Source organism: Shewanella insulae, assembly GCF_009831655.1.
Taxonomy (GTDB): domain Bacteria; phylum Pseudomonadota; class Gammaproteobacteria; order Enterobacterales; family Shewanellaceae; genus Shewanella; species Shewanella insulae.
The window spans coordinates 129251-153502 of record NZ_WRPA01000006.1; the positions used below are offsets into that span (position 1 = coordinate 129251).

At 50.2% G+C, this 24252-nt stretch carries 17 protein-coding genes and 1 pseudogene; 11 read left to right on the forward strand and 7 right to left on the reverse strand.

Annotated features, from left to right (window positions below; translation table 11 throughout):
• Positions 1 to 39: 39 nt before the first annotated feature.
• Positions 40 to 1596, reverse strand: a complete 1557-nt coding sequence (locus GNT65_RS08675) for a GGDEF domain-containing protein (protein ID WP_160795303.1) — start codon at positions 1594 to 1596, stop codon at positions 40 to 42.
• Positions 1597 to 1787: 191 nt separating this feature from the next.
• Positions 1788 to 3944 (reverse strand): tetratricopeptide repeat protein, encoded by a 2157-nt coding sequence (locus tag GNT65_RS08680; RefSeq protein WP_160795305.1) that lies wholly within the window; start codon positions 3942 to 3944, stop codon positions 1788 to 1790.
• 127 nt (positions 3945 to 4071) lie between these two features.
• On the opposite strand from GNT65_RS08680, the pseudogene GNT65_RS08685 reads away from it, so the two are divergent.
• A pseudogene (locus GNT65_RS08685) lies at positions 4072 to 5883 on the forward strand (M61 family metallopeptidase).
• 134 nt (positions 5884 to 6017) lie between these two features.
• Here the strand turns inward: GNT65_RS08685 and rdgC are convergent.
• A complete protein-coding gene (gene rdgC / locus GNT65_RS08690) occupies positions 6018 to 6929 on the reverse strand; it encodes a recombination-associated protein RdgC (RefSeq protein WP_160795307.1) in 912 nt (303 codons plus the stop codon).
• 301 nt (positions 6930 to 7230) lie between these two features.
• On the opposite strand from rdgC, the gene GNT65_RS08695 reads away from it, so the two are divergent.
• The 8 genes from GNT65_RS08695 (at position 7231) to GNT65_RS08730 (ending at position 17014) form a co-directional block, all read left to right on the forward strand.
• Positions 7231 to 8181, forward strand: a complete 951-nt coding sequence (locus GNT65_RS08695; protein ID WP_160795309.1) for a porin — start codon at positions 7231 to 7233, stop codon at positions 8179 to 8181.
• A 187-nt stretch (positions 8182 to 8368) separates the two neighbouring features.
• Positions 8369 to 9058: a phosphate regulon transcriptional regulator PhoB gene (gene phoB / locus GNT65_RS08700; protein WP_033537480.1), complete on the forward strand. Its 690-nt coding sequence runs from the start codon at positions 8369 to 8371 to the stop codon at positions 9056 to 9058.
• A gap of 328 nt (positions 9059 to 9386) precedes the next feature.
• A complete protein-coding gene (gene phoR, locus GNT65_RS08705) occupies positions 9387 to 10679 on the forward strand; it encodes a phosphate regulon sensor histidine kinase PhoR (RefSeq protein ID WP_160795311.1) in 1293 nt (430 codons plus the stop codon).
• 254 nt (positions 10680 to 10933) lie between these two features.
• Complete coding sequence (locus tag GNT65_RS08710) at positions 10934 to 11905, forward strand: PstS family phosphate ABC transporter substrate-binding protein (protein ID WP_160795313.1); 972 nt, start codon at positions 10934 to 10936, stop codon at positions 11903 to 11905.
• Between the two features lie 1259 nt (positions 11906 to 13164).
• Positions 13165 to 13533: a hypothetical protein gene (locus GNT65_RS08715; protein WP_160795315.1), complete on the forward strand. Its 369-nt coding sequence runs from the start codon at positions 13165 to 13167 to the stop codon at positions 13531 to 13533.
• An 81-nt stretch (positions 13534 to 13614) separates the two neighbouring features.
• A complete protein-coding gene (locus tag GNT65_RS08720) occupies positions 13615 to 14424 on the forward strand; it encodes a hypothetical protein (protein ID WP_160795317.1) in 810 nt (269 codons plus the stop codon).
• Positions 14425 to 14682: 258 nt separating this feature from the next.
• A complete protein-coding gene (locus GNT65_RS08725; RefSeq protein ID WP_160795319.1) occupies positions 14683 to 15168 on the forward strand; it encodes a hypothetical protein in 486 nt (161 codons plus the stop codon).
• Between the two features lie 913 nt (positions 15169 to 16081).
• Positions 16082 to 17014, forward strand: coding sequence for an alpha/beta hydrolase (locus GNT65_RS08730; RefSeq protein WP_160795321.1), 933 nt, complete (start codon positions 16082 to 16084; stop codon positions 17012 to 17014).
• 40 nt (positions 17015 to 17054) lie between these two features.
• Here GNT65_RS08730 and GNT65_RS08735 read toward each other — a convergent pair whose 3' ends face one another.
• Positions 17055 to 17948: a collagenase gene (locus tag GNT65_RS08735; protein ID WP_160795470.1), complete on the reverse strand. Its 894-nt coding sequence runs from the start codon at positions 17946 to 17948 to the stop codon at positions 17055 to 17057.
• Between the two features lie 254 nt (positions 17949 to 18202).
• Between GNT65_RS08735 and GNT65_RS08740 the strand changes: the two genes are divergently transcribed.
• Positions 18203 to 19987, forward strand: coding sequence for a leukotriene A4 hydrolase C-terminal domain-containing protein (locus tag GNT65_RS08740; RefSeq protein WP_160795323.1), 1785 nt, complete (start codon positions 18203 to 18205; stop codon positions 19985 to 19987).
• A gap of 903 nt (positions 19988 to 20890) precedes the next feature.
• Here GNT65_RS08740 and GNT65_RS08745 read toward each other — a convergent pair.
• Complete coding sequence (locus GNT65_RS08745) at positions 20891 to 21370, reverse strand: glutathione peroxidase (RefSeq protein WP_160795325.1); 480 nt, start codon at positions 21368 to 21370, stop codon at positions 20891 to 20893.
• A gap of 304 nt (positions 21371 to 21674) precedes the next feature.
• Here GNT65_RS08745 and GNT65_RS08750 point away from each other — a divergent pair, with 304 nt between their 5' ends.
• Positions 21675 to 22208 (forward strand): YfaZ family outer membrane protein, encoded by a 534-nt coding sequence (locus tag GNT65_RS08750; RefSeq protein WP_160795327.1) that lies wholly within the window; start codon positions 21675 to 21677, stop codon positions 22206 to 22208.
• A 93-nt stretch (positions 22209 to 22301) separates the two neighbouring features.
• Here the strand turns inward: GNT65_RS08750 and GNT65_RS08755 are convergent, their stop codons facing one another.
• A complete protein-coding gene (locus tag GNT65_RS08755; protein WP_160795329.1) occupies positions 22302 to 22472 on the reverse strand; it encodes a hypothetical protein in 171 nt (56 codons plus the stop codon).
• A gap of 238 nt (positions 22473 to 22710) precedes the next feature.
• Positions 22711 to 24156: an RsmB/NOP family class I SAM-dependent RNA methyltransferase gene (locus GNT65_RS08760; protein ID WP_160795331.1), complete on the reverse strand. Its 1446-nt coding sequence runs from the start codon at positions 24154 to 24156 to the stop codon at positions 22711 to 22713.
• Positions 24157 to 24252 lie beyond the last annotated feature (96 nt).

The following is a 24252-nucleotide window of genomic DNA, read 5'->3' on the forward strand; positions in this document are numbered from 1 at the left end:
CCGGGGAAAAGGGTTGAGAGTCCTGAGGAAGCCCCAGGATTAGGCGTCAATTATCACTCTGTCTCTGCTTTCATGTTTGGCCTTGTAGAGTGCTGCGTCGGCGCGTTCGAAGGTTTCGCTTATCTGCTCGTTTTCAAGAATTTGTGCAGCACCTATTGATACTGTAACTGTAATTCTCTGATTTTTAAACTTAAAGGGAATATTTTTTACTTTTTCTCTCACGCGATTCAACAGATGCTCTATGTCGTTAGCCGAGACATCCGGGATCAGGAGGACAAACTCCTCACCGCCGTAACGGGCCACAAACTCAGATTCTCGCAGGGAGTTTTTCAGTGCCATAGAGATCACCTGTAGCGTCTTATCTCCAGTACTGTGGCCAAAGTTATCGTTGATGGACTTGAAGTGATCTATGTCGGCCACGGCGACCCATAGGGGATGACGATGGCGTTGATAGTTGCGGAACTCCTGTTCCATACGCTCTTCCAGAGCCGCACGATTGGGCAGCTGTGTCAGGGTGTCAAGCAGGTTGAGTTTCTGCTGTTCGAACAGGCGTTCTTTATAGGCATTGGCCTCTTTACTTAGCTCGTTGAGCTCGTCACGCATGGTCTCTATGGATTTGCGCAGCATCGCCTGTTCGCGCTGCTCCAGGGCCTCTTTGCGTCCCAAGGCGGTACGGATAGAGGCTAACTGCTCGGTGACCTGTAGCTTGAGGTGGTCTATGTCGTCAATGTCGATAATGGCATCGCCAACATTGTCGACCCGTGAGTTGATCTCACGGTTGAGCTGTTTCTTTAGCTGATAGCTACGCTGATTGCTGTTGTAGGAGTCGTTTACCACCTCGCGCACCGCCGAGAGGGCGTCGTTGAGGGCGTAGAGGAACTCCTGGGAGGCGCTCTTCTCCAGCGCGATGTTCTCCAGCAGCAGGGAGAGTATGGTCTGATAGGCATCGATCAGCCCATCGACGTCAATTTCGGCGGCCAGGTAATCCTTGATCACCAACACTTGATCGCGCTGATCCTTACGAAACTCGATCTCCGAGATCATCTGTGCCAGTTCATGGGCCAGCTGCCTGTGTTTGGGCAGGACCTCTAACTTGTCTCCCTGGCTGAGGCGTTCATGCATGATGGCTTCGAAGAAACCGACCAGCCGCTCGACCTTAGGGAAGTAATCCCAATAGGTGTGGAATGGTTTACCCAAGTCCTGCTTATAGTAGGCGATCTCTTTCTTAAGTTTTTCCGGTATGGAGTCGACACGTTGCAGCTGGCGTATCACCTTGGCGAGGCTGGCGCGACCGTCTTCGAGTTGGCCCATCACGTGATGATATTGCTGCTTGAGTAGCTGCTCGACCTCGAGCAGATCCGGCAGTACTTCGTCGATATGTTCGACGTTGAGCAGGTTATGACGTAGCTTGGCCAGTTTGTTGTCCAGCTCTATGCTCTGCCCCTTACAGGCCAGGCTGAGATGGCCAATAAACTGCAACAGCGAACTCTGGCTCTGGGCCTTCTGATCCTTGAGTTCTTCCAATGCGATTTTGGCAGAATGGAGTTTCTGCTGAAGGAGCGATACTTGGGAAAGGCTTGTCATAGCGTCTTTCATTCTAGACCTTATCAATAAACTTCAGCGTCAGTTGGTGGAAGAAACTTCTATCTTGGAAAGCAGTTAGAAGTTGCCGAAGCGTTTTACCTTTGGCTGATGGAGACCTATATGAGACCAATGGTATCCGATCCCCTAGCTTATGCAAATGCACCGTCGAGGGTATGTGACCCAGGCAGTATACTTTTACGAAATTATGTGGATTCTGCATCGTTTGCTTCCTGCCATTTGGGCCAGTGGATCAGCGCCTTATTCTCATTGCACTCGACCTTAACCAATCCTCGGCTGATTCCTTTTTCCAAGTGTAAGTATAGCGGGTTAGATAAAATTGCTGCCGGCGCAAAATTGAGCGGCGTGATGCTGACATAGCAATCTTTTTGTGTCCCAAGACTCATGGCGCCAGCCACCAACATCTGCAGCACATTGAAATAGGTATCGGGCGCCACCTTGATGTCTGGATTGCCCAGTAGCGGCACCCTGATACAGCCAATCTTGAAGTGGGCGCCTCGAGTCTGAGACTGCTCATCGAGCAGGCTACGGATCTGCTCCAGTAGGATCTGCTGTGGCGTCAACTTTTTCAGGCACAGAAGGATGAGCCCAGGACGGATCAGGTAGGCTTCCCCTTCCAGTGCCCGGCTGAGGGTATCCATAAGACGCGCCTTGGTCTCTAGGTAGATCTCGGCGCCCAGTGTCTGATCCAGTTTATGACCCTCGTCGAGAGACAGCAGCGCCAGTTGGGCGATATCTTCACCCTGACTCATACGGGCGATGAAGCCGTGATAACCCGGCAGCTGGCTGATGGGCTCCTGGTTTACCTTCTGTTTAAGGTTGGTTAGCTGCTGCTTTAGCTTGGCCTTGCCGCGCCATTGATTGACGCCAACCAGGGCCAGCAGCAGGCTCACGATAAAGATGATGCTGGCCGCCAGCCTAAACTGATGGGCCTGCTTCTCCTGCACCTTGTTTGACGCCTGAAGCTGGCTGAGTTGAAGCTTGAGTTGCTGTTCGGCCAAGACGCTCGGGCTATAGTCTGAAGGCTTCTGGTTCTCTTGCTCGAAATATTGGCTAAGGGAGATCAGCTCCTCCAATGCGGCCAGCGCCTTGTCGATATCGCCCAGTTCCTTAAGGGCACGGGTCTTATATTGCAGGGCTTCAAACATCTGTTCCGGCAGCTTTTTCTCCCGGGCTAAGACAAAGGCCTTGGCGGCGTAGGCATTGACCATGCTCCAGTCGTTCAGCTGACTGGCCACCTGGGCGATCAACAGATCGTTATAAATCAGATAGTGCTTGCTCTTTTTTTGCAGAAATAGACCGTTAGCCTTGATGAGGTTATTCAGGGCCCGCTCGGGCTCCTTGTTGTTGAAATAGGCTTCTCCCAGGTTGTGAAGATTGAGGGCCTGGCCGGTCAGGTTTCCGCGTTTGACATCTATCTGCTGGGCATTGAGGTAGTAATCGATCGCCTGATTCCAGCGCTCCTGTTCGCCATATACCATGGCGATCACCGTCATGGCGCTGGAAAGATAATTGTCTTTACCTATCTTGGTGAAACCGTCGGCGGCCTTGTGGGCATAAGTTAGCGCCTCATCCCAAGATTTGAGATCTCGATAGACGCGGGCCAGACGCAGCGACAAGATGGCGTTTAGGAAGGGCTTGTCCAGTCCTTCGGCTAGGCGGATCGCCTCGGTGTAGTGCTGCAGCGCCTTGGCAAACTGATCTTCGCTGCCGTAGAGACGCCCCAGTGTCGCCTCGGCCTTGGCAATCAGATAGTCGTCCCTGAACTGGTAGGCCAGCTCTCGGTACTGGTTGAGGTGGGTGAGGGCGGCATTCTTCTGTAGCGTGATGCGGTAGAGATCGCCCAGCTGGTAATGAATGCTGTGCAGCAGGAGTTGCGTCGCGAGATCTTCGCTGGCCTTGAGATGCCCCAGTGCCTGTTGGTAATGGGTGATCGCCTGTTGATAATCTTGTTTTTCCCGCCCAATTTTTCGCCCCTCGAGCATCAGTAGGTAGGCCTTGTCGTAGGACGTGTCGGCGATGATTTCCAGTTGGGTCATCACCTGCTGCGCCTTATCCATGGCATCATCGACCCCGATGCCCGGCTCTAGATAGACACGGGCCAGCCATTGCAACTGTTGCTCCAGCTCCTGGCTGCTAAAACCCTGGCTGTCGGCAAGATGGTTGAATTCTGCCTGGTTGGTAAACTCGATGGGGAAGGAGAGGCTGGCAATGGTGTCTTGGTAAAACTCAGGCGCCGACTCTTTGAATTTAACCTCTTTGCTGACCAATTGGCTGAAGGCCGCATAGGTGGAGGCACAATAGCCAAAGAACAGAACCAGACTGTAGAGAAAAATGCGCATTTTTGTAGCATCACCGAGCCGCAGGCGGGCGTATTATGTTTTTAGAATTCTGTCCGCAGTGTGAGTGACAAATCGCGTTATACTGACGAACTTCACATTACAACTATGATAACAGAAGGAAGCCAGAGTGAAACTAGCTGTACCCTTGATTTTGATTTTTAGTCCTTTTTTCCTATCTCAAGCCCATGCAGATGTTAATTATCGCATCGATCTTACCCAGCCTCAGCATCACCTGGCCAAAGTCGAAGTGGCCTTTCCCCGCAGCGATGTTAAGCAGCTCACGGTGAATCTCCCCGTGTGGCGTACCGGCAAGTATCAGGTGTTGCCCCTGGGGGATGCGGTTCGTCATTTCAGGGCCGAAGATGAGTCGGGCAAGGTGTTAGAATGGCAACGCAGTGCCAGCGGCGAATGGCAGGTAAAATTGACGCAGCCCACTAAGGTTAAGGTCTCCTACCAGCTCTATGCCAACAGTTTGGGGCAGAGGGTGAGTCATGTCGACGGATCCCATGCCTATCTCGATGCCAGCGGGGTGTTTGTCTATAGTCCAGATTTTCGCGACCAGCCGGTAACCGTCTCGCTAAAGGTTTCCGATGCCTGGCGCAGTTATTCAGGCATGGCGTCTGAGGATACTCATCTGTTTATCGCGGACAACTATGATGTGCTGGTGGACTCTCCAATAGAGACAGGGGTTAGCCAGCACAGAGCCTTCTCGGCCGACGGTCGCGACTACGAGTTGGTGGTCTGGGGGGAGGGTAACTATGATCTCGATAAGATGGTGGAAGACCTTACCAGGCTAAGCGGTCAGGCCAAGGCAATTTGGGACGGCTACCCGTTTGAGCGTTATGTCTACATGGTGCACGCCACCAGTGGTGCCAGCGGCGCCACCGAACACCTGAACTCTAGCGTTATTCAGCGCCCGCGCTTTAGTTTTCGTGAGCGTAAAGATTATCTGGGCTTTATCAAGACCGCTTCCCACGAGTTTATTCATACCTGGAACGTGAAGGCCTATCGACCCAAGGGCCTGGTGCCTTATGATTATCAGCAAGAGGGGATCACCGAGCTGTTGTGGATAGCCGAAGGTTCGACCAGCTATTTTCAGAGTCAGTTGCTGCTGCGTGCCGGCGTGATCACGCCTAAGGAGTTCCTAGACGATCTGGCGAGGCGTATCACTCGCAATGAGCAGACGCCGGGGCGCGAGGTGCAGTCTGTCGCCGAGGCTAGCGCAGGTTAGTGGGTGGCCGCTGGTGGCGATTACGCCCAAAACCACAGCAGCAACATCTATTCAGAAGGTTATTTGGCCTCGTTGGCATTGGATTTCAGCCTGCTGAGTGACACCGACCTCAAGGCATCCTATCGGGATCTGCATGCCAAACTGTATCAGGAGTTTAAGATCCAGGATGTAAAGAACCCTGCGGGATACGGCGTCAGCGATGTGCAGTTGCTCTTGGGTGAGCTGTCGGGCAAAGATTATGGCGACTGGTGGCAGCGCCATGTCAACAGCCCGCTAGTGCTGGACTTTGATGTCCTGCTGGCGAAGGCGGGGCTGAAGAAAGACTATGGCAATGATAACAAGGCTATTGCCTACGCCGGCATGCAGATCCGCGAGGGCAGCCTGAGGCTTAGTCACGTAAAACGTGAAGGGCCGGCTTGGCGCGCAGGCATAGTGGCGGGTGATGAGCTGGTGGCGATAAACGAGCTTAAGGTGACGGCCAAAGGGTTTGCGGCGCGCATCGAAGACTTTGCACCGGGCGACACCATCAAGGTGACCCTGTTTAGCAATGACAGTTTGAAAGAGGTATCGCTGACGCTGGCCGACCAGCCCAGTGAAAAGCTTGTGCTCACCAGTGTCGATAAGCCGAGCCGGAAACAGAAGGCCTTCTTCAAGGCCTGGCTTGGGATCGACTGGCCCTTCGACGGTGAGGGTAAGCTAAAAGGTTAATTCACGCCTATCGGGTTTGTGGTGTCGTGCCAGGCTCATTGCCCGGACGAATCGAATAAAAAACCACCCGCTTGGGTGGTTTTTTTACATTGAGCGCTTGAACGTTAAACTCTCATCCTGGCGCTAATAGTGGCTTAAAGGCTGTCTTCCAGGCCGCCCAGTACTTCGACTAATGAGTTCATCAGGGCGATCAGCTCGCTGCCCATCAGGGCAAAGTCGGCATCCAGACGCGCCAGTGGATCTTCTGTGCCTACCTCGTCGTTGTGTGCCCTAAATTCTTCCGAGAACTTCAGGCGCTTGATACCAGCGTCGGATTGCAGCACGAAGGCGATAGACTGGCCGAAATGCAGTGCCAGTTTATGTACCTGCTTGCCCACCTCAATATGCGCCAGTACTTCGTCTTCGGTCAGGTCTTGCTGCTTGAAGCGCACTATGCCGCCTTCGTCTGAATCTGACTTGAGTTCCGCCTCATCCTGCATCTCAAATGGCGCCGGCGCACTGTTGTTCTTGAGCCAATTAGTCAGCTGTGCTTCGATTGGTGTCTTGAAGCTCATCGGGATCACGGGCAGCGAGCCAAGTGCCTTACGCAGTAAGGCCAGTAACTCTTCCGCCTTGGTGGCGCTTGATGAGTCTACCAGGATCATCTCAATCTCTGGCAGGATCAGGGCATGGATCTGGCTGCGACGAGAGAAGGCGCGTGGCAATAGGGTGGTGGTGATCTCCTCTTTGAGCGCATCTTTCTCTTTCTTGGCCAGCTTGCGATTCTCTTCGGCTTCGATCTGCGCCACTTTTTCTTCTAGTGCCTCTTTTACCACCTGAGAAGGCAGAATCTTCTCCTCTTTGGTGGCACAGATAAGGTGTCTGTTCTCGGCGCTGTGTACTAAGGTGTGGCCGAGTTTGCCCAGGGCCTTGGAGAAGCCAAACTTGCTGATGTCCTGGCTGGAACAGGGAGAAAAGGTAAAGTCTTCCAGTGACTTCTCTAGCGCTTCGGTATCGACAGAGAAAGGTTTATTAAAACGATATACGGTAAGATTCTTAAACCACATGATAGGCGCTCAATCAAAAATAAAGCCGCAGTGTAAGCCATTGCGCCGCGCGGGTAAACTGCTAACAAGCTTCCTCAAAATGTCACAAATAATGCTCAAGCGACATAATTCATCAAACTGTAATATTTGTCTTTATCGTCTCCTGTCGCCCATGGGAACTGGGTTTGTGGGTCGGCGCCTTAGTTAATATTATCAAAAATATCCAGTTGCTAAATCGATGAAATAAAACTGCAACATAAAAGTTGCACACTTTCGGCCGTCCAAACCAATAACCAAGACGAACAAACGTCGAAAGGATTAAATGATGAACGTTTTTTGTAAAACTCTACTCGCTTCTGCGCTAGCAACTGCCACTCTCGCTTCTGCACACGCTGCAGAGCCTTTGACTGTTTACGGTAAGCTAAACGTAACCGCTCAGTCTAACGACGTAGATGGTGATGCAACGACGACTATTCAGAGCAATGCTTCTCGCTTTGGCGTGAAGGGTGCTTTCGAGCTAAGCAGCTCACTGGAAGCTTTCTACACTGTTGAGTATGAAGTGGACACTGGTGATGACGTTAAGGAAAACTTCAAGGCTCGTAACCAGTTCGTTGGTTTAAAAGGTAACTTCGGTGCTTTCTCTGTGGGTCGTAACGACACCATGCTGAAGCAATCACAAGGTAAAGTTGATCAGTTCAACGACCTGTCTGGTGACCTGAAGAACCTGTTCAAGGGTGAAAACCGTATCGAACAGACTGCGACTTATATGACGCCTTCATTCAGTGGTTTCAAGATGGGTGTGACTTATGCTGCTGAAGGCGCAAGCTCACAGTATGGACAAGACGGTTTCAGCGTTGCTGCCATGTACGGTGACAAGAAGCTGAAGAAGTCGCCAGTTTTCGCCTCTATCGCTTACGATTCAGACGTTAAGGGTTACGAAGTCGTTCGTGCAACTGTTCAAGGTAAGGTAGCTGGTCTGAAGATTGGCGGTATGTACCAGCAACAAGAAGCGACTTACAACAAAGATGGTTCACCAGTTGTGGGTGCCGACAGCAAGACTGGTTACCTGGTAAGCGCGGCTTACGCTATCGATGCAGTAGTATTGAAGGCTCAGTACCAAGATATGGAAGACAAAGGTGATTCTTGGTCAATCGGTGGTGACTACAAGCTAGGTAAGCCAACTAAACTGTTTGCCTTCTACACCAACCGTGACTTCGAAGGCGACGACACTACCGATAAGTTCTTCGGTCTGGGTCTAGAACACAAGTTCTAAGTTATTGATAAATAGCTTTCACTCGCGAGTCGAGTGGTGATTCAAGGGAGGCTTATGCCTCCCTTTTTGATGTAAGATTTATGACAAAATAAGCCGTTTTATGACAAACTAGCCCTGCGGTTTCATAATTTTGTAATAAAAAAGACCAATAATGGACACGTGGGAATTCACAGATAGAAGATCGCATATGACTGCTAGGATTTTGATAGTTGAAGATGAGCTGGCCATCCGAGAGATGTTAGCTTTTGTTTTAGAACAACATGGATTTACGACAACTACAGCAGAGGATTTCGACTCAGCATTGGATATGTTGTCAGAACCTTATCCAGATTTGGTGTTGCTCGATTGGATGTTCCCGGGTGGCAGTGGTATCCAGCTGGCCAAGAAACTGCGCCAGGATGAGTTTACCCGTCACATTCCCGTCATCATGCTGACGGCCCGTGGCGAAGAGGAAGACAAGGTTAAGGGGCTCGAGGTGGGCGCCGATGACTATATTACCAAGCCGTTCTCGCCCAAAGAGCTGGTGGCTCGCATCAAGGCGGTAATGCGCCGCGCGGCACCGACGGCACTGGAAGAACCGATAGATGTACAAGGATTGGTACTCGACCCTGTGAGCCACCGTGTGACCGTGGGTGAGCAGGTGCTTGAGATGGGGCCGACCGAGTTTAGATTGCTCCATTTCTTCATGACCCATCCGGAACGCGTCTACAGCCGTGAGCAGCTGCTGGACAATGTCTGGGGCACTAATGTGTATGTCGAAGACAGAACCGTCGATGTACATATTCGTCGCCTGCGTAAGGCCGTCGAACCGTCTAATCACGATCGCTTGATTCAAACCGTTCGTGGTGCGGGCTACCGTTTCTCGACCCGCCTCTAGGCCCTGAAGTTTATTCTCCTTCTAAACCGTTTCTGATCTCAGTGCTACTTGTCGTTAGGTTGTGAATATTGCTGGTGCAGTAAGACAAACCAAACGTGAGCATGAATGAGCGGGAGCGGTTTAAAGGTGGCCTGGGGGCTGCGCCTATTGTGTCTTGCAATAGTGTTATGCATGCCAGAGTTTGAACCGACCGCGGTCGGCGACCCGGAGCAAAACACGGTAGGGCGTCCCAGAGACAAACAGCCTGGATCGATTGAACCAGGCAAATTGATAGGCACAGGCGGCAATATAAGCTATCTTGTGCCCATTCCTTCACTATGGCTTATCTATGTTTGATTCATATTCAGGGTATCAACTACTCACTCGATTAGTGATATATCTACTGCTCTGTCTTGCCGTTGGATTACTCATAAATCAGGTGCTGTGGATCATGTTGCTGGGCAGTATCGCCCTGCTCATTTGGCACTATAAACAGATCTCTAGACTTAATTACTGGCTGTGGCGCGATAAGCGTCTGACTCCGCCTAACGGCAGTGGCAGTTGGGAAGGGGTGTTCAACGGTATCTACCGTCTGCAGGGAAAAAATCGTAAGCGTGTCAGTCAGCTAGCCTATCTACTCGCCCGCTTCAGGCAAGGGGCCGAGGCCCTGCCCGATGCGGCCGTGGTGCTCGACTCAGAAAACAATATCGCCTGGTGTAACAAGCTGGCGCAGCTCATGTTGGGCCTGGTATGGCCCCAGGATAATGGCCAGCGGATCGATAACCTTATCCGTCATCCCGACTTTTCCAAGTATCTCAAGCAGGCGGACTTCGACGAGCCTTTCGAACTCGTCGATACCCAGAGCGATGGCCGTATCTTAGAGATACGTATCATGGGCTATGGTTCGGGGCAAAGGCTACTCATCGCCCGTGACATCACCCGTATTCGTCAGCTGGAGGGGATGCGTAAGGAGTTTGTGGCCAACGTCTCTCACGAACTCAAGACGCCGCTGACGGTATTGCAGGGCTATCTCGAGATGATGCAGGGTATGGCCGAGCCGGACTCGCCCAATGCCAAGGCGATGTCACAGATGCAGCAGCAGACCAACCGCATGCGTTCCATGGTCGAGCAGCTGCTGGTGCTGTCACGCATCGAAGATGGCAGCGCGGTCAACCTTGAGACCAAGGTGAACATGGCGGTGTTGATGGATACCTTAAAGGAGGAGGCACAGGCGCTGGCCATGGGGCAGTATGAGGTCTCCATTCAGGCAGAGCCTGGGCTGAATCTCTATGGTAGCGAGGTGCAGCTTCGCAGTGCCTGTTCTAACCTGGTGTCGAATGCAATTCGTTATACCGAGCCAGGTGGTAAGATAAGCATATGTTGGAAGCGAGTGCCTATGGGGGCCGAGTTTAGCGTGACGGATACAGGTGAGGGGATAGCGCCGCAGCACCTTACCCGACTGACCGAGCGCTTCTACCGGGTGGACAGTGCCCGTTCACGCCAGAGTGGCGGCTCGGGATTGGGGCTGGCCATTACCAAGCATGCACTCAATCATCATCAGAGCGATCTCACCATAGAGAGTAAGTTCGGGGTAGGCAGCCGCTTTAGCTTTATCATCCCTAATCATCTGCTCGACCTATAGCCGATACCTGGCTTGTTAAAAATAGAACGCCGTCGTTAATGACGGCGTTTTTTATGACTCTTACCATGACGCTATCTTGACGAATTGATGTCAAACTTAATATAGCGAACTTAAAAAGCGGATTTGTGGCAAATTAATCTGTCGCTGTCATCTAAGTGTCACATCACAGTCATAGACTTGTCACCGTTGCGATTGATACTAGCTGCAACTTAAATGAAACGAGTAAGCAAGTCCGCTTAACACTGGAGCATAGAATGAAACTTAAACAGCTTGTCGGTGCGGTGAGTTTAACAGCCGCTAGTGTATTCTCAGCAGCCTCAATGGCCGCTCTTGATCCATCATTGCCAACTTATGAAAAAACAAGTGGTGTATCAGGTAACCTATCTTCTGTAGGTTCAGACACTCTAGCCAACATGATGACCCTATGGGCGGAAGAGTACAAAGAGATGTACCCTAACGTTAACATTCAGATTCAAGCTGCGGGTTCATCTACTGCGCCACCAGCACTGACTGAAGGTACTTCACAGTTCGGTCCTATGAGCCGCAAGATGAAGCCTAACGAAATCGAAGCATTCGAAAAGCACTACGGCTACCAGCCAACGGCTATCCGTGTAGCAATCGATGCCCTGGCAGTATTCGTACACAAAGATAACCCAATCAAGGGGCTAAGCATTGAGCAGATCGACGGCATCTTCTCTGCAACACACAAGTGTGGCGGTAGCGATGTTCAGCGTTGGGGCGATGTAGGTCTAGACGGTTCTTGGGCAGCTAAAGACGTACAGCTATATGGCCGTAACTCAGTATCTGGTACTTACGGTTACTTCAAGAAGAAAGCACTTTGTAAGGGCGACTTCAAGGCTAACGTAAACGAGCAACCAGGTTCTGCATCAGTGGTTCAGTCTGTATCTCAATCACTTAATGCTATCGGTTACTCAGGTATCGGTTATAAGACTGCAGGCGTGAAAGCGGTTGCTATCTCTAAGAAGGGTGACAACTACATCGAAGCATCAGCCGCTAACGCCGCTGACGGTAGCTACCCACTATCACGTTACCTATACGTTTACGTGAACAAGCACCCTAACAAAGACTTGGCACCACTCGAGCGTGAATTCCTACGCTTCGTACTGTCAAAGCAGGGTCAGCAAATCGTAATGAAAGACGGTTATGTACCACTACCACGTAGTGTGACTGCTAAAGACCTGAAAAAAGCGGGTATCCGTCTGTAAGACTGCCGCTTGAACTAAAAAGGCCTCCTAGTGAGGCCTTTTTTGTCTTCAAATGAAGACGGTATTTTTGTTTGAGTTTTGGTTGCATTTTGTTTGTGCAGAGTTTGGTCTAGTCGGTGCTGGGCAGAGTGTTTAAAGGCGTACCTTCATGGCAATCTAACGCCTGCCCGGCGGGGGGATGTGCAGATACGCCTGTGAGACGCCGTGAATAAGTCCCTTTAGGCTCTACCGAAACATCCCTGTTTCGGAAGCTCATCGGCGTATCTACACTCGGTATCTATCGTTTCTTCGATTTGGCGGCGTTGGGGAGAGAAGGGAGTAAAGTGTTAACTTATTTATGCCCCAAAGTGTGTTGGCCTTGGAATGAAGGTTTGGTATTTCTATCGTTTGTTTGATTTGTATTTGGCGACATGCTTATTAATTAAATGAGTTGAAGGTCTAACCTTTATGGCTATCTAATGCTTGCCCGGTGGGTGCAGTACATGGAAGTACCAATGTCGTGATCACAGGGATGTGAAGGAACGACGTATGAGCAGATACGCCTGTGAGACGCCGTGAATATATCCCTATAGTCTCTACCGAAACATCTGATGTGAAAGGATTCACGAATGCCGCGTTGACATGGATGTTAAAGAGTGGTCCTGTTTCGGAAACCCACTGCCGTATTTGCACTGGGTATTCAACGTCTCTTCAATTTTGAGTCATTGGGTGCCCATTGGGGAGGAACATTTGGCCACATTTGTATTTATAGGAGATTTGAAGGTCGCAACTTCATTGCAATCTATCACCTGCGGTGGGCTTATGTGCAGATACATCTGCTACACGCCGTAAATACTTCCTTGTAGGCTCGACGATGGCATCCCTGCCATCGACGTCCGCAGATGCATCTACACTCGGTATCTAACGTCTCTTCGATTTGGCTTTATCTGTTTAACGATGATACAAGTTATTATTTTTATGGAAAAAAGCACATTAAAATGTGAAATGAGATGTTGAATGCTAAGTACAAAATAGATTAAAGTATCACCACTTAAGGACAGAGTTAGGCCAACTCGAATCAAAGATTGACTACGCCATTCAGGGAATGAAAAAGCCAATCAATATGCTTTAATCGAATGCCTTAAAAAAGTTAACTCTGACCCCATTTATTTAAAATTCAGTCAATTAAGGTTGACTGCTGGGGAAGCATATTAGATGTTTTTGATTTACATATCCGGCACTCCCCCTAATAAGCGTTAAATTAATACGAGGAAGTATCGGTGGAATTAAAGGATTTTATAAAAGAAGCCATAAAAGATATATCGGAAGCAATAAGTGAAAGCAACTCAGAATTATCCGAAATTGGAGCCATAGTAAACCCAGAGAGAGTATATACATCTGGAAAAGATGAAGAACTCTACGGATATATGCTTAAAAACGAAGAAACCGATGATTTTAGGCGTCCAGTCCATTCAATAGAATTTGATGTCGCCGTATCAACCTTAACGAAGAAAGATGGAAAAGAGGGTGTTGGTGTAAATGTTGTCGGAATTAGTCTTGGCAAAGATAGCAAGCAAGCTGATGAAAATAATTCTAGTAGCAGGTTGCAATTCTCCATTCCAGTAGCAATGCCTACGGGTAAAAACTAATTTAACAAGCGCGCCAATTAGGACACTCGCAAACTCGCACCTATTACGTGGGTGTTAAGTGACAAGAGGTAAATTTCGGGAATGTTAGAAATTAAATACAAAGCAAAAGCTTTTCCTAAGTCTCTTTACGGGAAACATTTACAAGGGGAACACACATTAAGTACTGATTGGTACGAGATTATTTGGGCTGCTATTACTGTAGGAAAGCGTAATTCGGTACAAATTAGTTCTCATGGTTTTTTCTCACTTTTTGAAATAATCAATCGTTCTACGTTGGTTTGGATGTCTCTAAAGCAAAATTCTAATCAATTAGAGAGAAGTGGTGTGTACTTAGATATGGATCCTACAGAAAAGGTATTTGTATCGTTTTCTCTAGGCATGGTTATGTCGAAGCTGTTTGCATTAAGGTTGCTAGGTATCCCATGGTTGGAGCATGTTTCGAATGTTAACAGCTCTATCTCAACCAAGACAACGACAAAGTCACGCCCTGATCTCATTGGTTTAAATGTGAGAAAAGAGTTTGTGATATTTGAGGCTAAAGGTCGCACAAATAATTTTGATACTACCGCGCAAGCAAAAGCAAAAGGGCAAACAAAAGTAATTCATAAAGTCGGGACAGTCCAACCTGTCTTGAGAGTCACTTGTCAGAGCTACTTCAAAAATACACTTGAAGTGTTCATTGAAGATCCTGAAGAAATTCAAGGCGAACCGATTAATATTGAAGTTTTGAAACATGATTACTTTAAATCATATTACTCTATATTCCAGCAACTGACTGAAGAAGAGTTATCTCAGTTAAAACCTATCGGTGTTGAAATTCGATATTCGGAGACCCTATCTGAAGCGTTTAAAACTGGAAAGTATGAGGCTTTATTTGAGGGGGGGGAGTGAAGATAAAGTTTACTTTGATAATGATGGGTTCAAGTGTTTTCCCGATGGCTTGAAAATAAAGTTAGATACCGACTTATGGAATGAAGAGTTATTGAAAATGGAACCAGACCTTCGGTAGTCACTTAACAAACAATTTAAGAATGATTTCCCACGCTTGGCATTTTTTGGTTTGGGTCTAGTTTAGTGTTTACGGCGTCTCAGTTGAGTGCTGTGGTAGCGTGGGTCACACCTTAATTGGGCGTTATGCAGGAAGCAAACATGGACTATAAATTAGCAATATCACTTATATCTCTTTTCTTCTCAGCGGTAGCTTTGTACTTCACATTCAAGAAAGACGCTCATCGCTTACGTTTGACTTCTTTTGAGAGCATGCCTAAAAAGTACAGAGATCACTTTTCAATCAATAACGACAGCTCATTTCCTGTCAGAGTCTCCGCGGTTGGCCATATTGACTCAAGAGGAAAGCTAACGTGGATCAAAAAAACCTTTGAAGTAACCAAGAATACCCGAATAGAGCTACCGCATACGATTGAACCAAGAACAACACTTAGACTTGGTATTGTATCTGGCGTACTTCCCACGCAAAAACATCATGGTTATTGTGTGCAGCTGGACTGTGGCAGGACCTTCTACACTTCTGGCAATCTACCTACTAAATTAGCATTGACTAACAAACTTAAAGGGTTGCTATCTAGGTTAACTTCGGGCAAATACGGCTCACCTAACTACTTATACCCTGAATAATACAATTTGCATAACAATCGCATTAAAGCCGACCCAGTACACGCTTGCTGGGTCGGCATAAGGCCGAAAAGACTAGCAAGCGTGTAATGGGCGCCTTATGCGGGCGTTACCAATACTTTTCCTAATCCTTCAGTCTTCCTTTAGAGTGTTTGCGTTAGCGCACTTCTGTCCAAAAGTTTCTCACAAGGTCAAATCGAAGAGACTATAGATACTGGTGTAAACACATTTGTGAACTTCCTCGGCTGGGCCAAAAATGTTCCCTGATACTTTTTGGCATTCCTTCCATCCTTGGAGGTCATATGCTCTCGTCGAGCTCACATGGAAGTGCTTGAACAACATCTTTGTCTAACGGCCGGTTCGGCATCCATGTCTCTTGTTCATAGGTATGAAGCTAGGTTTCAGTCACCGTGTCACAAATGTGTTTGCACATAAGCCTGCCGCAGACAATTCAAAACCTTGAAGGTCAACGCATCTATCTGCGAAGTAAAGCAAGATGCAGCAAGTGACCTTTCCCCAAGATTAGCACCAATCCCTAATGTCAGGCCCTTCATTCGAATGTAAACGTCAGTAAATTCAGGATAAAAAAAAGCGACCCTGATGAGGTCGCTCTAAGTTCCAAATTCGGAATCTAAGGATAGTTGCGCTAGAAACTATCTAAAGGGAATGATGATGAACGGTAAACACACTGATGATTAATTAAGACCTGTCACTGGATTAACTAATCGATGCAAATTCTGTTCATATTATCAGAGCGCTTTTATCGGGATTAGTTCAGAAAAATTCTTAAATATTTTCATCTTTTTTAAAAAACCCTATTAAATCAATAAAAAGCTTCATATTTAGCACCGGCTAAAGTAGTCTGTTGCCTGACTCACTACTCATCTTTCGTCATCAATAAGGACACTGCGCCGACATGAAGTTACCCCATCTGCTCACATCGCTGGCTATCTTCTTAACCTTCTCTATGGCCAGTCAGGCATCCTCTGCGGTAGCGGTATCCGAACAAGCGGCGTCTGTTTCTCTGGCGCCTAATTCAACGTCGCCAGCGCCTAAGGTAGAGATCCCCCGCACTCAGGTGTTTGATCTGACCGACCCCGTGAGTAAGCGCGTCTATCCACTCTGGGTTAAGCTGCCGCGCTCTTATCAGTCTGACAGCGAAAGACATTATCCGGTGATCTATGTGGCCGATGCCCCCTATGCCTTTCAGATTGTCTCGGGCATGACCCGCTTTCCCATGAATAGCGGCAAGATGCGTGAGGCCATCATAGTCGGGCTCGCCTATGCCAAGGGGGATAAGGGGCCCCAGAGTCGGGTGCGCGACTATACCCAGGCAGTGGACAGCGGCTGGAAGCTAGAAACCGGCGGCGCCAGCCACTACGCCGATTATCTAGAGACTCAGGTCTTGCCCTTCATGGCCGAACATTACCGAGTGGATGACAAGGATCTGACCTTCGTCGGTAACTCCCTCGGCGGCCTGCTGGGGGCCTATCTGCTACTGGAGAAGCCAAATCTGTTTGACAACTATGTGCTAGGCAGTCCCTCGGTGTGGTTTAAAGGCGAGCAGCTGTTGTCCCTGACGGCGAAGCCGAGAGCCGAAGATAAACAGTCGCGGCGGGTGTTCCTCGCCGTTGGCGCACTGGAGACGCCCGCTAAGGCTGGCATGCAACACGATATGGTGGCAGGGGCTGGTAAACTTAGGCGGCATCTACAGCGCCAACTGGGGGATAGCTTGGTAATCGAGAGCCTCATCATAGCGGGGGCACGCCACGAGACGGCCTTTCCCACCACGGCGAGCCAAGGCCTCTATTGGCTTTTGGCGCGTGATGGGGAAGAGAGCGCCCAATAAACGCTTGGCTTAAAGGCATTAGCTCTTAAGAGGCAAGAGCCTAAGAGGCCTGATTAGAGGCGCTGGCGGCATTCAGCGCCTTAAGCCAGGCCTGAAACTCCGCATCCATGCTGGTGCCCCACTGGGTGACCAGGGCCTGATATCTCGGATAGTCGCCCTTGCGGGTAAAGCTTAGCATGGTGTCTATCTTGTCTTTGTGACGCTCCATCATGAAGCGCACCGCCAGATATCCCCAGCGATAGACGCGATCCGTGCCGCCGTTGTGCTCGTAGCTGGTGTTAAATAATTCACTCAGCTCGAAGTGCTGTTTGGCGATGATGGCGATGGCCGCCGGGTTGTCGTTCCCTTGAGAGATATATTCCCCCAGTCCCTCACTCCACCAGACTAGGTGAGGCAGCAGCGGCGCCGGTTCAGGGCAATACTCGGGGGCGCTGTGGGAGTCGTGCAGCGAGGCGCAAAAGTCACCATAGAGATTGAAGTGGCCATCCAGGTAATGCACATACTCGTGGGCAAGGTTCCAGATCTGTCCATCGCGTTCATAGGCGACAAACTCTGCCTGGTTCCCTGCCTGGTGGGGGAGGCCTTCCAGGAACATGCCGCCGTTGTCGCTGGGCACGTCGAAGTGCGCCGTCACATAGCGGGTGTAGTCGTCGCGGCTGTGGTAGACGTTGGCGCGCATACGCTGATTGTTGTCATTGGCGACCGGCTTATCTTGGGTGTCAAACAGCTGGTGGAACTTGGCTTCCTGCTTCTGCATCAGGGCACAGGCCTTGGTTATCTGTTTCTGGGTGAGTGCCTGGGAGCGAATGGTGATGGTAGGGCTGCAGTCGTGGTTTTGGCTTAAGACAGCTTGCAAGGGGGCAACCGGTGAGGCTTCACCTGCCTGTAGGGCGAAGCTCGTCAGCAGGGGCAGGGCCGCCGCACCGAGACGCATGAGAGATGAATGGGACACAGAGGTTTCCTTATTGTTATTTTTGTATAAAATATCCTAATTGTTTCACCTTCATCTGTCGAAGTCAATTTCTAAGCAGATTGTATAAGCGGTCCGTATAGCCCGTTTGCTTAGGCCGTTCATTTGAGCAGTTCGCTTAAGTCTTTAGTCAGTCCGCTCTATCGGGTGGCCATGACATTCTTGACCAGCGGGACTAAAATGGCACCAGCCCTCCATCATCAAAAAAAGGAATCCTTGTGGTCACTCCGTGGGATAATCAACAAGATCATCATTCGTTTGCCAATGTGGACGCCCTGCGGGTCACGCATTTGAGCCTGGCCCTAGAGGTCGATTTTGCGGCGCAGCAACTCATAGGTAGCGCCAAGCTTAACTTAGACTATCGCGAGCAAGATTGCCGTATCCTCTACCTGGATACCCGCGAGCTAACCATCACAGGTGTGCAGGATGAGGCCGGCAATGCCTTGGCCTATCGATTGGATGAGCAAGATGTGGTGCGCGGGCAGCGCCTGGCGATCGAGCTGAGCTCGCCAAGCAAATGGGTCACTGTGCATTATCACACCTCGCCCGCGGCTCAGGGGCTGCAGTGGCTGTCGCCGGAGCAGACCAGCGGTAAACAGTTGCCGTTTCTCTTCAGTCAGTCTCAGCCCATTAATGCCCGCAGCTGGATCCCGCTGCAAGACAGCCCAAAGGCGAGAATCACCTTCGATGCCAAGATTTCTGTGCCGCCAGGCATGCGCGCCGTGATGAGCGCCATGAACCACGGTGATGCGCCGTTGACGGGCGAGTTTAGTTTCGAGATGGAAAAGCCTATGCCCACCCATCTGCTGGCCATGGCCGTGGGGGACCTGCACTTTGGCGCCATAGGTCCGCGCACAGGCGTGTACGCCGAGCCTGAGGTGCTCAGCGCGGCGGTGAAGGAGTTTGAAGATACCGAGAAGATGGTGGAGATCGCCGAGTCCCTGCTAGGCCCCTATGCCTGGGAGCGCTACGACATGCTGATCTTACCCCCAAGCTTTCCCTTCGGCGGCATGGAAAACCCCAGACTCGCCTTTATGACCCCTACACTCATCGCCGGCGATAAGAGCCTGGTTTCTACCGTCGCCCACGAGCTGGCTCACTCCTGGACGGGAAATCTGGTGAGCAACGCCACCTGGCGGGATCTCTGGCTAAACGAAGGCTTTACCACCTATTTCACCAACCGCATCGTCGAGGCCGTGTATGGCAAGGAGCTGGCCGAGCTGGAGGTGGTGTTGGAATATGGTCGTCTCAAGGAGGAGCTGGTGAGTATGCCGCTCGAGGCGCAGACCCTGCCGGCCAATGTGCAGGCGGGCGATCCTAACGATGCCTTTAACCGCTTCACCTATGACAAGGCCTCCATGTTTGTCCACGAGCTGGAACGTCGTCTTGGGCGTAAAGCCTTCGATCGCTTCCTGTTCGAGTATGTGAATCATTTTGCCTTCGAGGCGATCACCACGGAAACCTTTGTCGACTACGCCAGGCAGACACTGCTTATCCGGCACGGCGATAAGATAACCGAGGCCGAGTTATTGGAGTGGGTCTATGGCGAGGGGATGCCCGAGTGGTTCGTGCCGCCTAGCTCAGACAGCCTGGAGAAGGTTGATGCCCTGCGTGCCGCCTGGCTCGCGGGTGAGCCGATTAACAAGGCCAACACGGCAGATTGGCGGGTGCATCACTGGCAGTATTTTCTAAACACTCTGCCCGAGGTGCTCGAGCAGCAGGCGCTGATCGACCTAGACAGCAGTTTCGATCTTAGTCGTAGCACCAATGCCGAGATCGCCTGTGACTGGTATCGCGTGGCTATTCGCAATCATTACGACCCAGTGTTGCCTTTCGTCGAGGCTTACCTAATGAAGATAGGCCGGGGCAAGTTTGTACGGCCACTGTACAGCGAGTTGCTGCTGGCCGGCTACGGCGAGGAGCTGCATCACATCTACCAGAAGGCGAGGGCGGGCTATCATCCTTCGCTGTCGGTGCAGCTGGATAAACAGCTATTGCAGTAAGGTAGCTCGATTGCAGCAGAACAAAAGAAGCTGGATAAAAAAATGGCAACCCAAGGGGTTGCCATAACTAGCTTTTTGGAGAAAGAAATCTGTGCGCTAGCGAAATTTCTTGCCTCCTGAGACCAACTCAGTCTCGAAGGGAGATGATGAACAAACAATGATGAAAAATCTGTTACATCTCTTCAGAGTCATCAATATCGAGTTAGTTCCCCACGCCGCGACAAATAATCAAAAAATTATCGAAAAAAGCCGATTTTTCCTGTTAGCAGGGGAACGACGCCTAAAAGCGTCTAAACAGGCAAAAAAAATGGCAACCAAAGGTTGCCATGAATCAAATAAGTGTCGAGTCATAAACCCCATTGCGCTAGCGAGGTCGATGCTCTCGGGACCTAGTAGGTCGCCAAAGGGAGATGATGATGAACAATGTAACTTGAGCCAGGTAAGCGTTCCGAATCATTCATTAGCTAAATTACCCAACCCGCTAATCCGTTCACTTAATCAGAGTCCCCTTTAGCAGATAAGTTCAATAAAGCTTGTAAAAAATTCAAATTTTTTTCATATCCGTCGCCAAAGTGACAATTTTAACCTTTTAGTATAGAGGTTAAATCGTCTGTCTGCCGCTTAACCTATACGCTGGAAATAGACTCTTGATGAGGCGGTTTTCTCAAAGAAACAAATACTAATTGATTGATAATAAATGGCTTTGATAAAAAAAGGCAACCAAGGAGGTTGCCTGTCGATCCATCTAGATCTAGGGGGACTGCGCTAGAAGTCCCAGGGAGAATGATGAACATGAAAAAGCAAATCTTCGCGTTCAATATTTGGAGTTTTCAAATGGTGAAAAGTTCAAAAAATAACCAAAAATGTTTGAAAATATTTCCAACATTCTCCTATCTATTTGGATTAGCTCACTAAAGCCGCTATTTTTTCTGCCAGAGATTCAGGCTTTGTGGTGGGCGCGAAGCGTTCCAGCACGCGTCCATTGCCGTCGACCAGGAATTTAGTGAAGTTCCATTTGATCGATTCACTGCCAAGCAGGCCCTTGGCTTCACGCTTGAGGTAACGATACAGAGGATGTGTCTGATCGCCGTTCACCTCTATCTTGGCAAAGAGTGGGAAGTTGACGCCAAAGTTTAACTCGCAGAACTGGCTGATCTCGTTCTCATCACCCTGCTCCTGTTGCCCAAATTGGTTACAGGGGAAACCGAGTACGGCGAAACGTTCTGGACCGAACTGCTCATACAGTGCCTGTAGCGCCTGATATTGAGGGGTGAAGCCACATTTGCTGGCTGTGTTGACGATAAGCAGAACCTTATCTTTGTAGTCCGCCATCGATTGCGTGCTGCCATCTATGCGGGTGAGGGAGAAATCGTAAATCGACATAACTAGGCTTCCTTTTTGATGATATATATAGCCTAGCAATAAAATAAATTGTGCGCAATTTAAATTATCTATTTAGAGGGGAAAGTGCGCCTCAAGCGCCGTAACATGCAGAACTTCTGCACCAGGCAGGCTTTGATGACCTATGTGTCTTACTCATTGATTTTGTAATGCCCATGGTATGGCTATGAAATGAGTTTGTTAATAATGTCTTTAAAAACAATTTGATGAAGCATGTTTAATGGTGAGTGAAAACGCAGTCTGATACTCTTTCGCCCGAATGAAAATCGCATTTTAAGGGGGGAGTATGAAAACCAAATTTGCGCTACTGCTCTTAGGTAGCCTGAGCCTGACGGCCCAGGCTAATAATTTTAATCTTGGGATCAATGACGATGTGATCGCCACTGACCTGCAGATGGAGCTTAACCCGTCGGCTAATATGGTGATGGGGTATCTATATTCCACTCATGAAGGGCACTCTGTCTCGGCTGCCGCACACATGACACATGATGCCGGAGCGCATCATTTCGAGGTTGGGCCTAAGTTTGCCCATTACTGGGCGAAAAACAGCAGCGACGGCAGTGTGGTGGCGATCGGCGGTCGCTACTCACTGGATTTGGGCTCAAATATCGCCCTTAAGACCTCGGCCTACTATGCACCTTCCGTGTTGAGTTTCGGCGGCGTAGATGGCCAGTACGAGTTGGATGGCAAGATCCAGTTTCAGGTGAACCCTAGCCTGGGGCTGTTTGCCGGTTACCGTAACATACGTCTACAGTATGATGATCGCCCCGACAACACCTTCGACAGTGGTTTCTATATCGGTGCCAGCGCCCACTTCTAATCGGGTGCTCAGCGGTTTGCAAATTGGGTGGGCGTGGCCATACGTTCACCCAATCTATCCATTTAACTAAGTTAGCTGTTCACTCAAGAGCGACTATCGCCAGATATCATCGTCAAAATCGTCATCCTGGTCGTAACGCTTTGGCTGGTTCGTCTGATGACGACGCTTCTGCTTGCCGCGCTTACTGCGCAGCCTATCCTGGGCATCAAACTCCCATGTTGGTGTCTGCTTTGATGCCATCTCAAATTCATCATAGTGTGACATGATCTCACCCGTCTCTTGTGACTTATCTTATGTTACGAATCTTCTGCGATTAACCTTTTGTGGCTAAATTTCAGTGACTAATCTGCTGAGATTAGCCACTTGTCATTAATCAAGCCGAAATCGCATGGTAAGAAGCCAAGATGACGCTTAGGTGACAGAGATGAGACGAACAGGTGACAGGTGCGCCGCCAGAGCTCGTAGCAAGAGCACGGCGCAGCCTGTTCAGAAATGGGTAAGGTTATTCGCCCTGACGGACCATCTTAGCGACAAACATGCCGTCGCTATCTGCCTGATAAGGCAGTACCGTCAGCATTTGCGTGGGCTCACCTGTAAAGGGATGGGTCAGTGTCTGAAGGCTGAAGTCGGGACGCTTAGCCAGGAAGGCCTCGACTACCTGCTGGTTTTCCACCGGGCTGATAGAGCAGGTGGCATAGACTAATACGCCGCCGGGCCTTACCGCCTCGCATGCGCGACATAAGATATCCAGCTGCAGGTTCGCCTTGTCCGTGATAGCGCTAGCATCGTCCAGCCAGCGCATATCCGGGTTGCGTCGCCAGGTGCCGGTGCAACTACAGGGGGCATCGACCAGCACGCCGTCGAAATGACCTGCGGTAACGGGCAGGGCATCGGACTGCCAGGGCTGGGTGTTTATCTGGCCAAAACCTGCGCGCTTGGCGCGTTTGCTTAACTCCTCAAGAGGCTTACGACGGATGTCAGAAGCCACCAGGCTGCCTTTGGCCCCTTTATCTTGTTGCAGCATGAGAGAGCGAAGCTGCAGACTCTTGCCGCCGGCGCCGCTACAGGCATCCCACCAAGACTCATCGGCCCTGGGCGCGCAGATGTTACCTATCACCTGAGAGCCGAGATCCTGGATCTCTAGCTTACCTTGGCTATAGAGTGCCACGCCGTTGAGGTTGATACTCTTATGTCCCAGGTTGATGGCATCATCGAAGTAGTCGCTGCCGCTTGCTGCGATCCCTTGTTCAATCAATTTAGCCTGCGCCTTAGCCAGGGAGATCCCCTGCAGACGACCCCAGATGGGCGGGCGGGTACTTAGGCTCTCTACCAGACGTTTCTGTTTGTCGCTGTCCTGGTCGAAATGGGCCCAGAACCAGTCGGGGGCCAGCGCCGTCAGTGGGAAGGCCTGGCCGGGGAAAGCGGCCGTTAGCAGGGCCTGCTTGGCCTCAAGAGCACCAGAGTCTGAGCCAGAGTTTGAGCCAGAACCTGAGTCTGCTTGAGCATTTATTGCTGGCTCACCTAGCCCTGCAAACCCGCGCCAGGCCGAGACGATATCCTGCCAGGAGTGAGCCTCCAGGGTAGCGGTCAAGGCTAGCTGGGCAAACCACTGCTCGGTGATCGCCTGTTGGCTGTCGTCTTTCAGGGGGATTAACTTGAGCCAGCCGTGCCAGCGAAACAGGCCAAACAGGGTTTCACGGATCACTCGTCTGTCTTTGGAGCCATGTTTCTTATGGGCGCGAAAATAGTCCGCCAGAATGCGGTCGCCCGGCAGCTTGCTTTGCAATGTCTGACAAAATAGTTTGTGTATGGTTTGGCTGTAACTCAGGGCGCGTTTTTCTGCGCCGCTCTGGGCGTTGAGTGTCTGATGAAGCTGCTCGCTGTCGATGCTGGCGACGGCCGGAGGGGTCGCGCTAGAGGTGGTTGCCGAAGTTGTGGAGTCGCCCATGAGTGTACGCCTAAGCTGAGATCTGATACCGAGGGCGCAAGTTTACCAGATGTTGCTGTATTTGCTACCGCCGCGGCATTTGACAAGCCCGGTAAA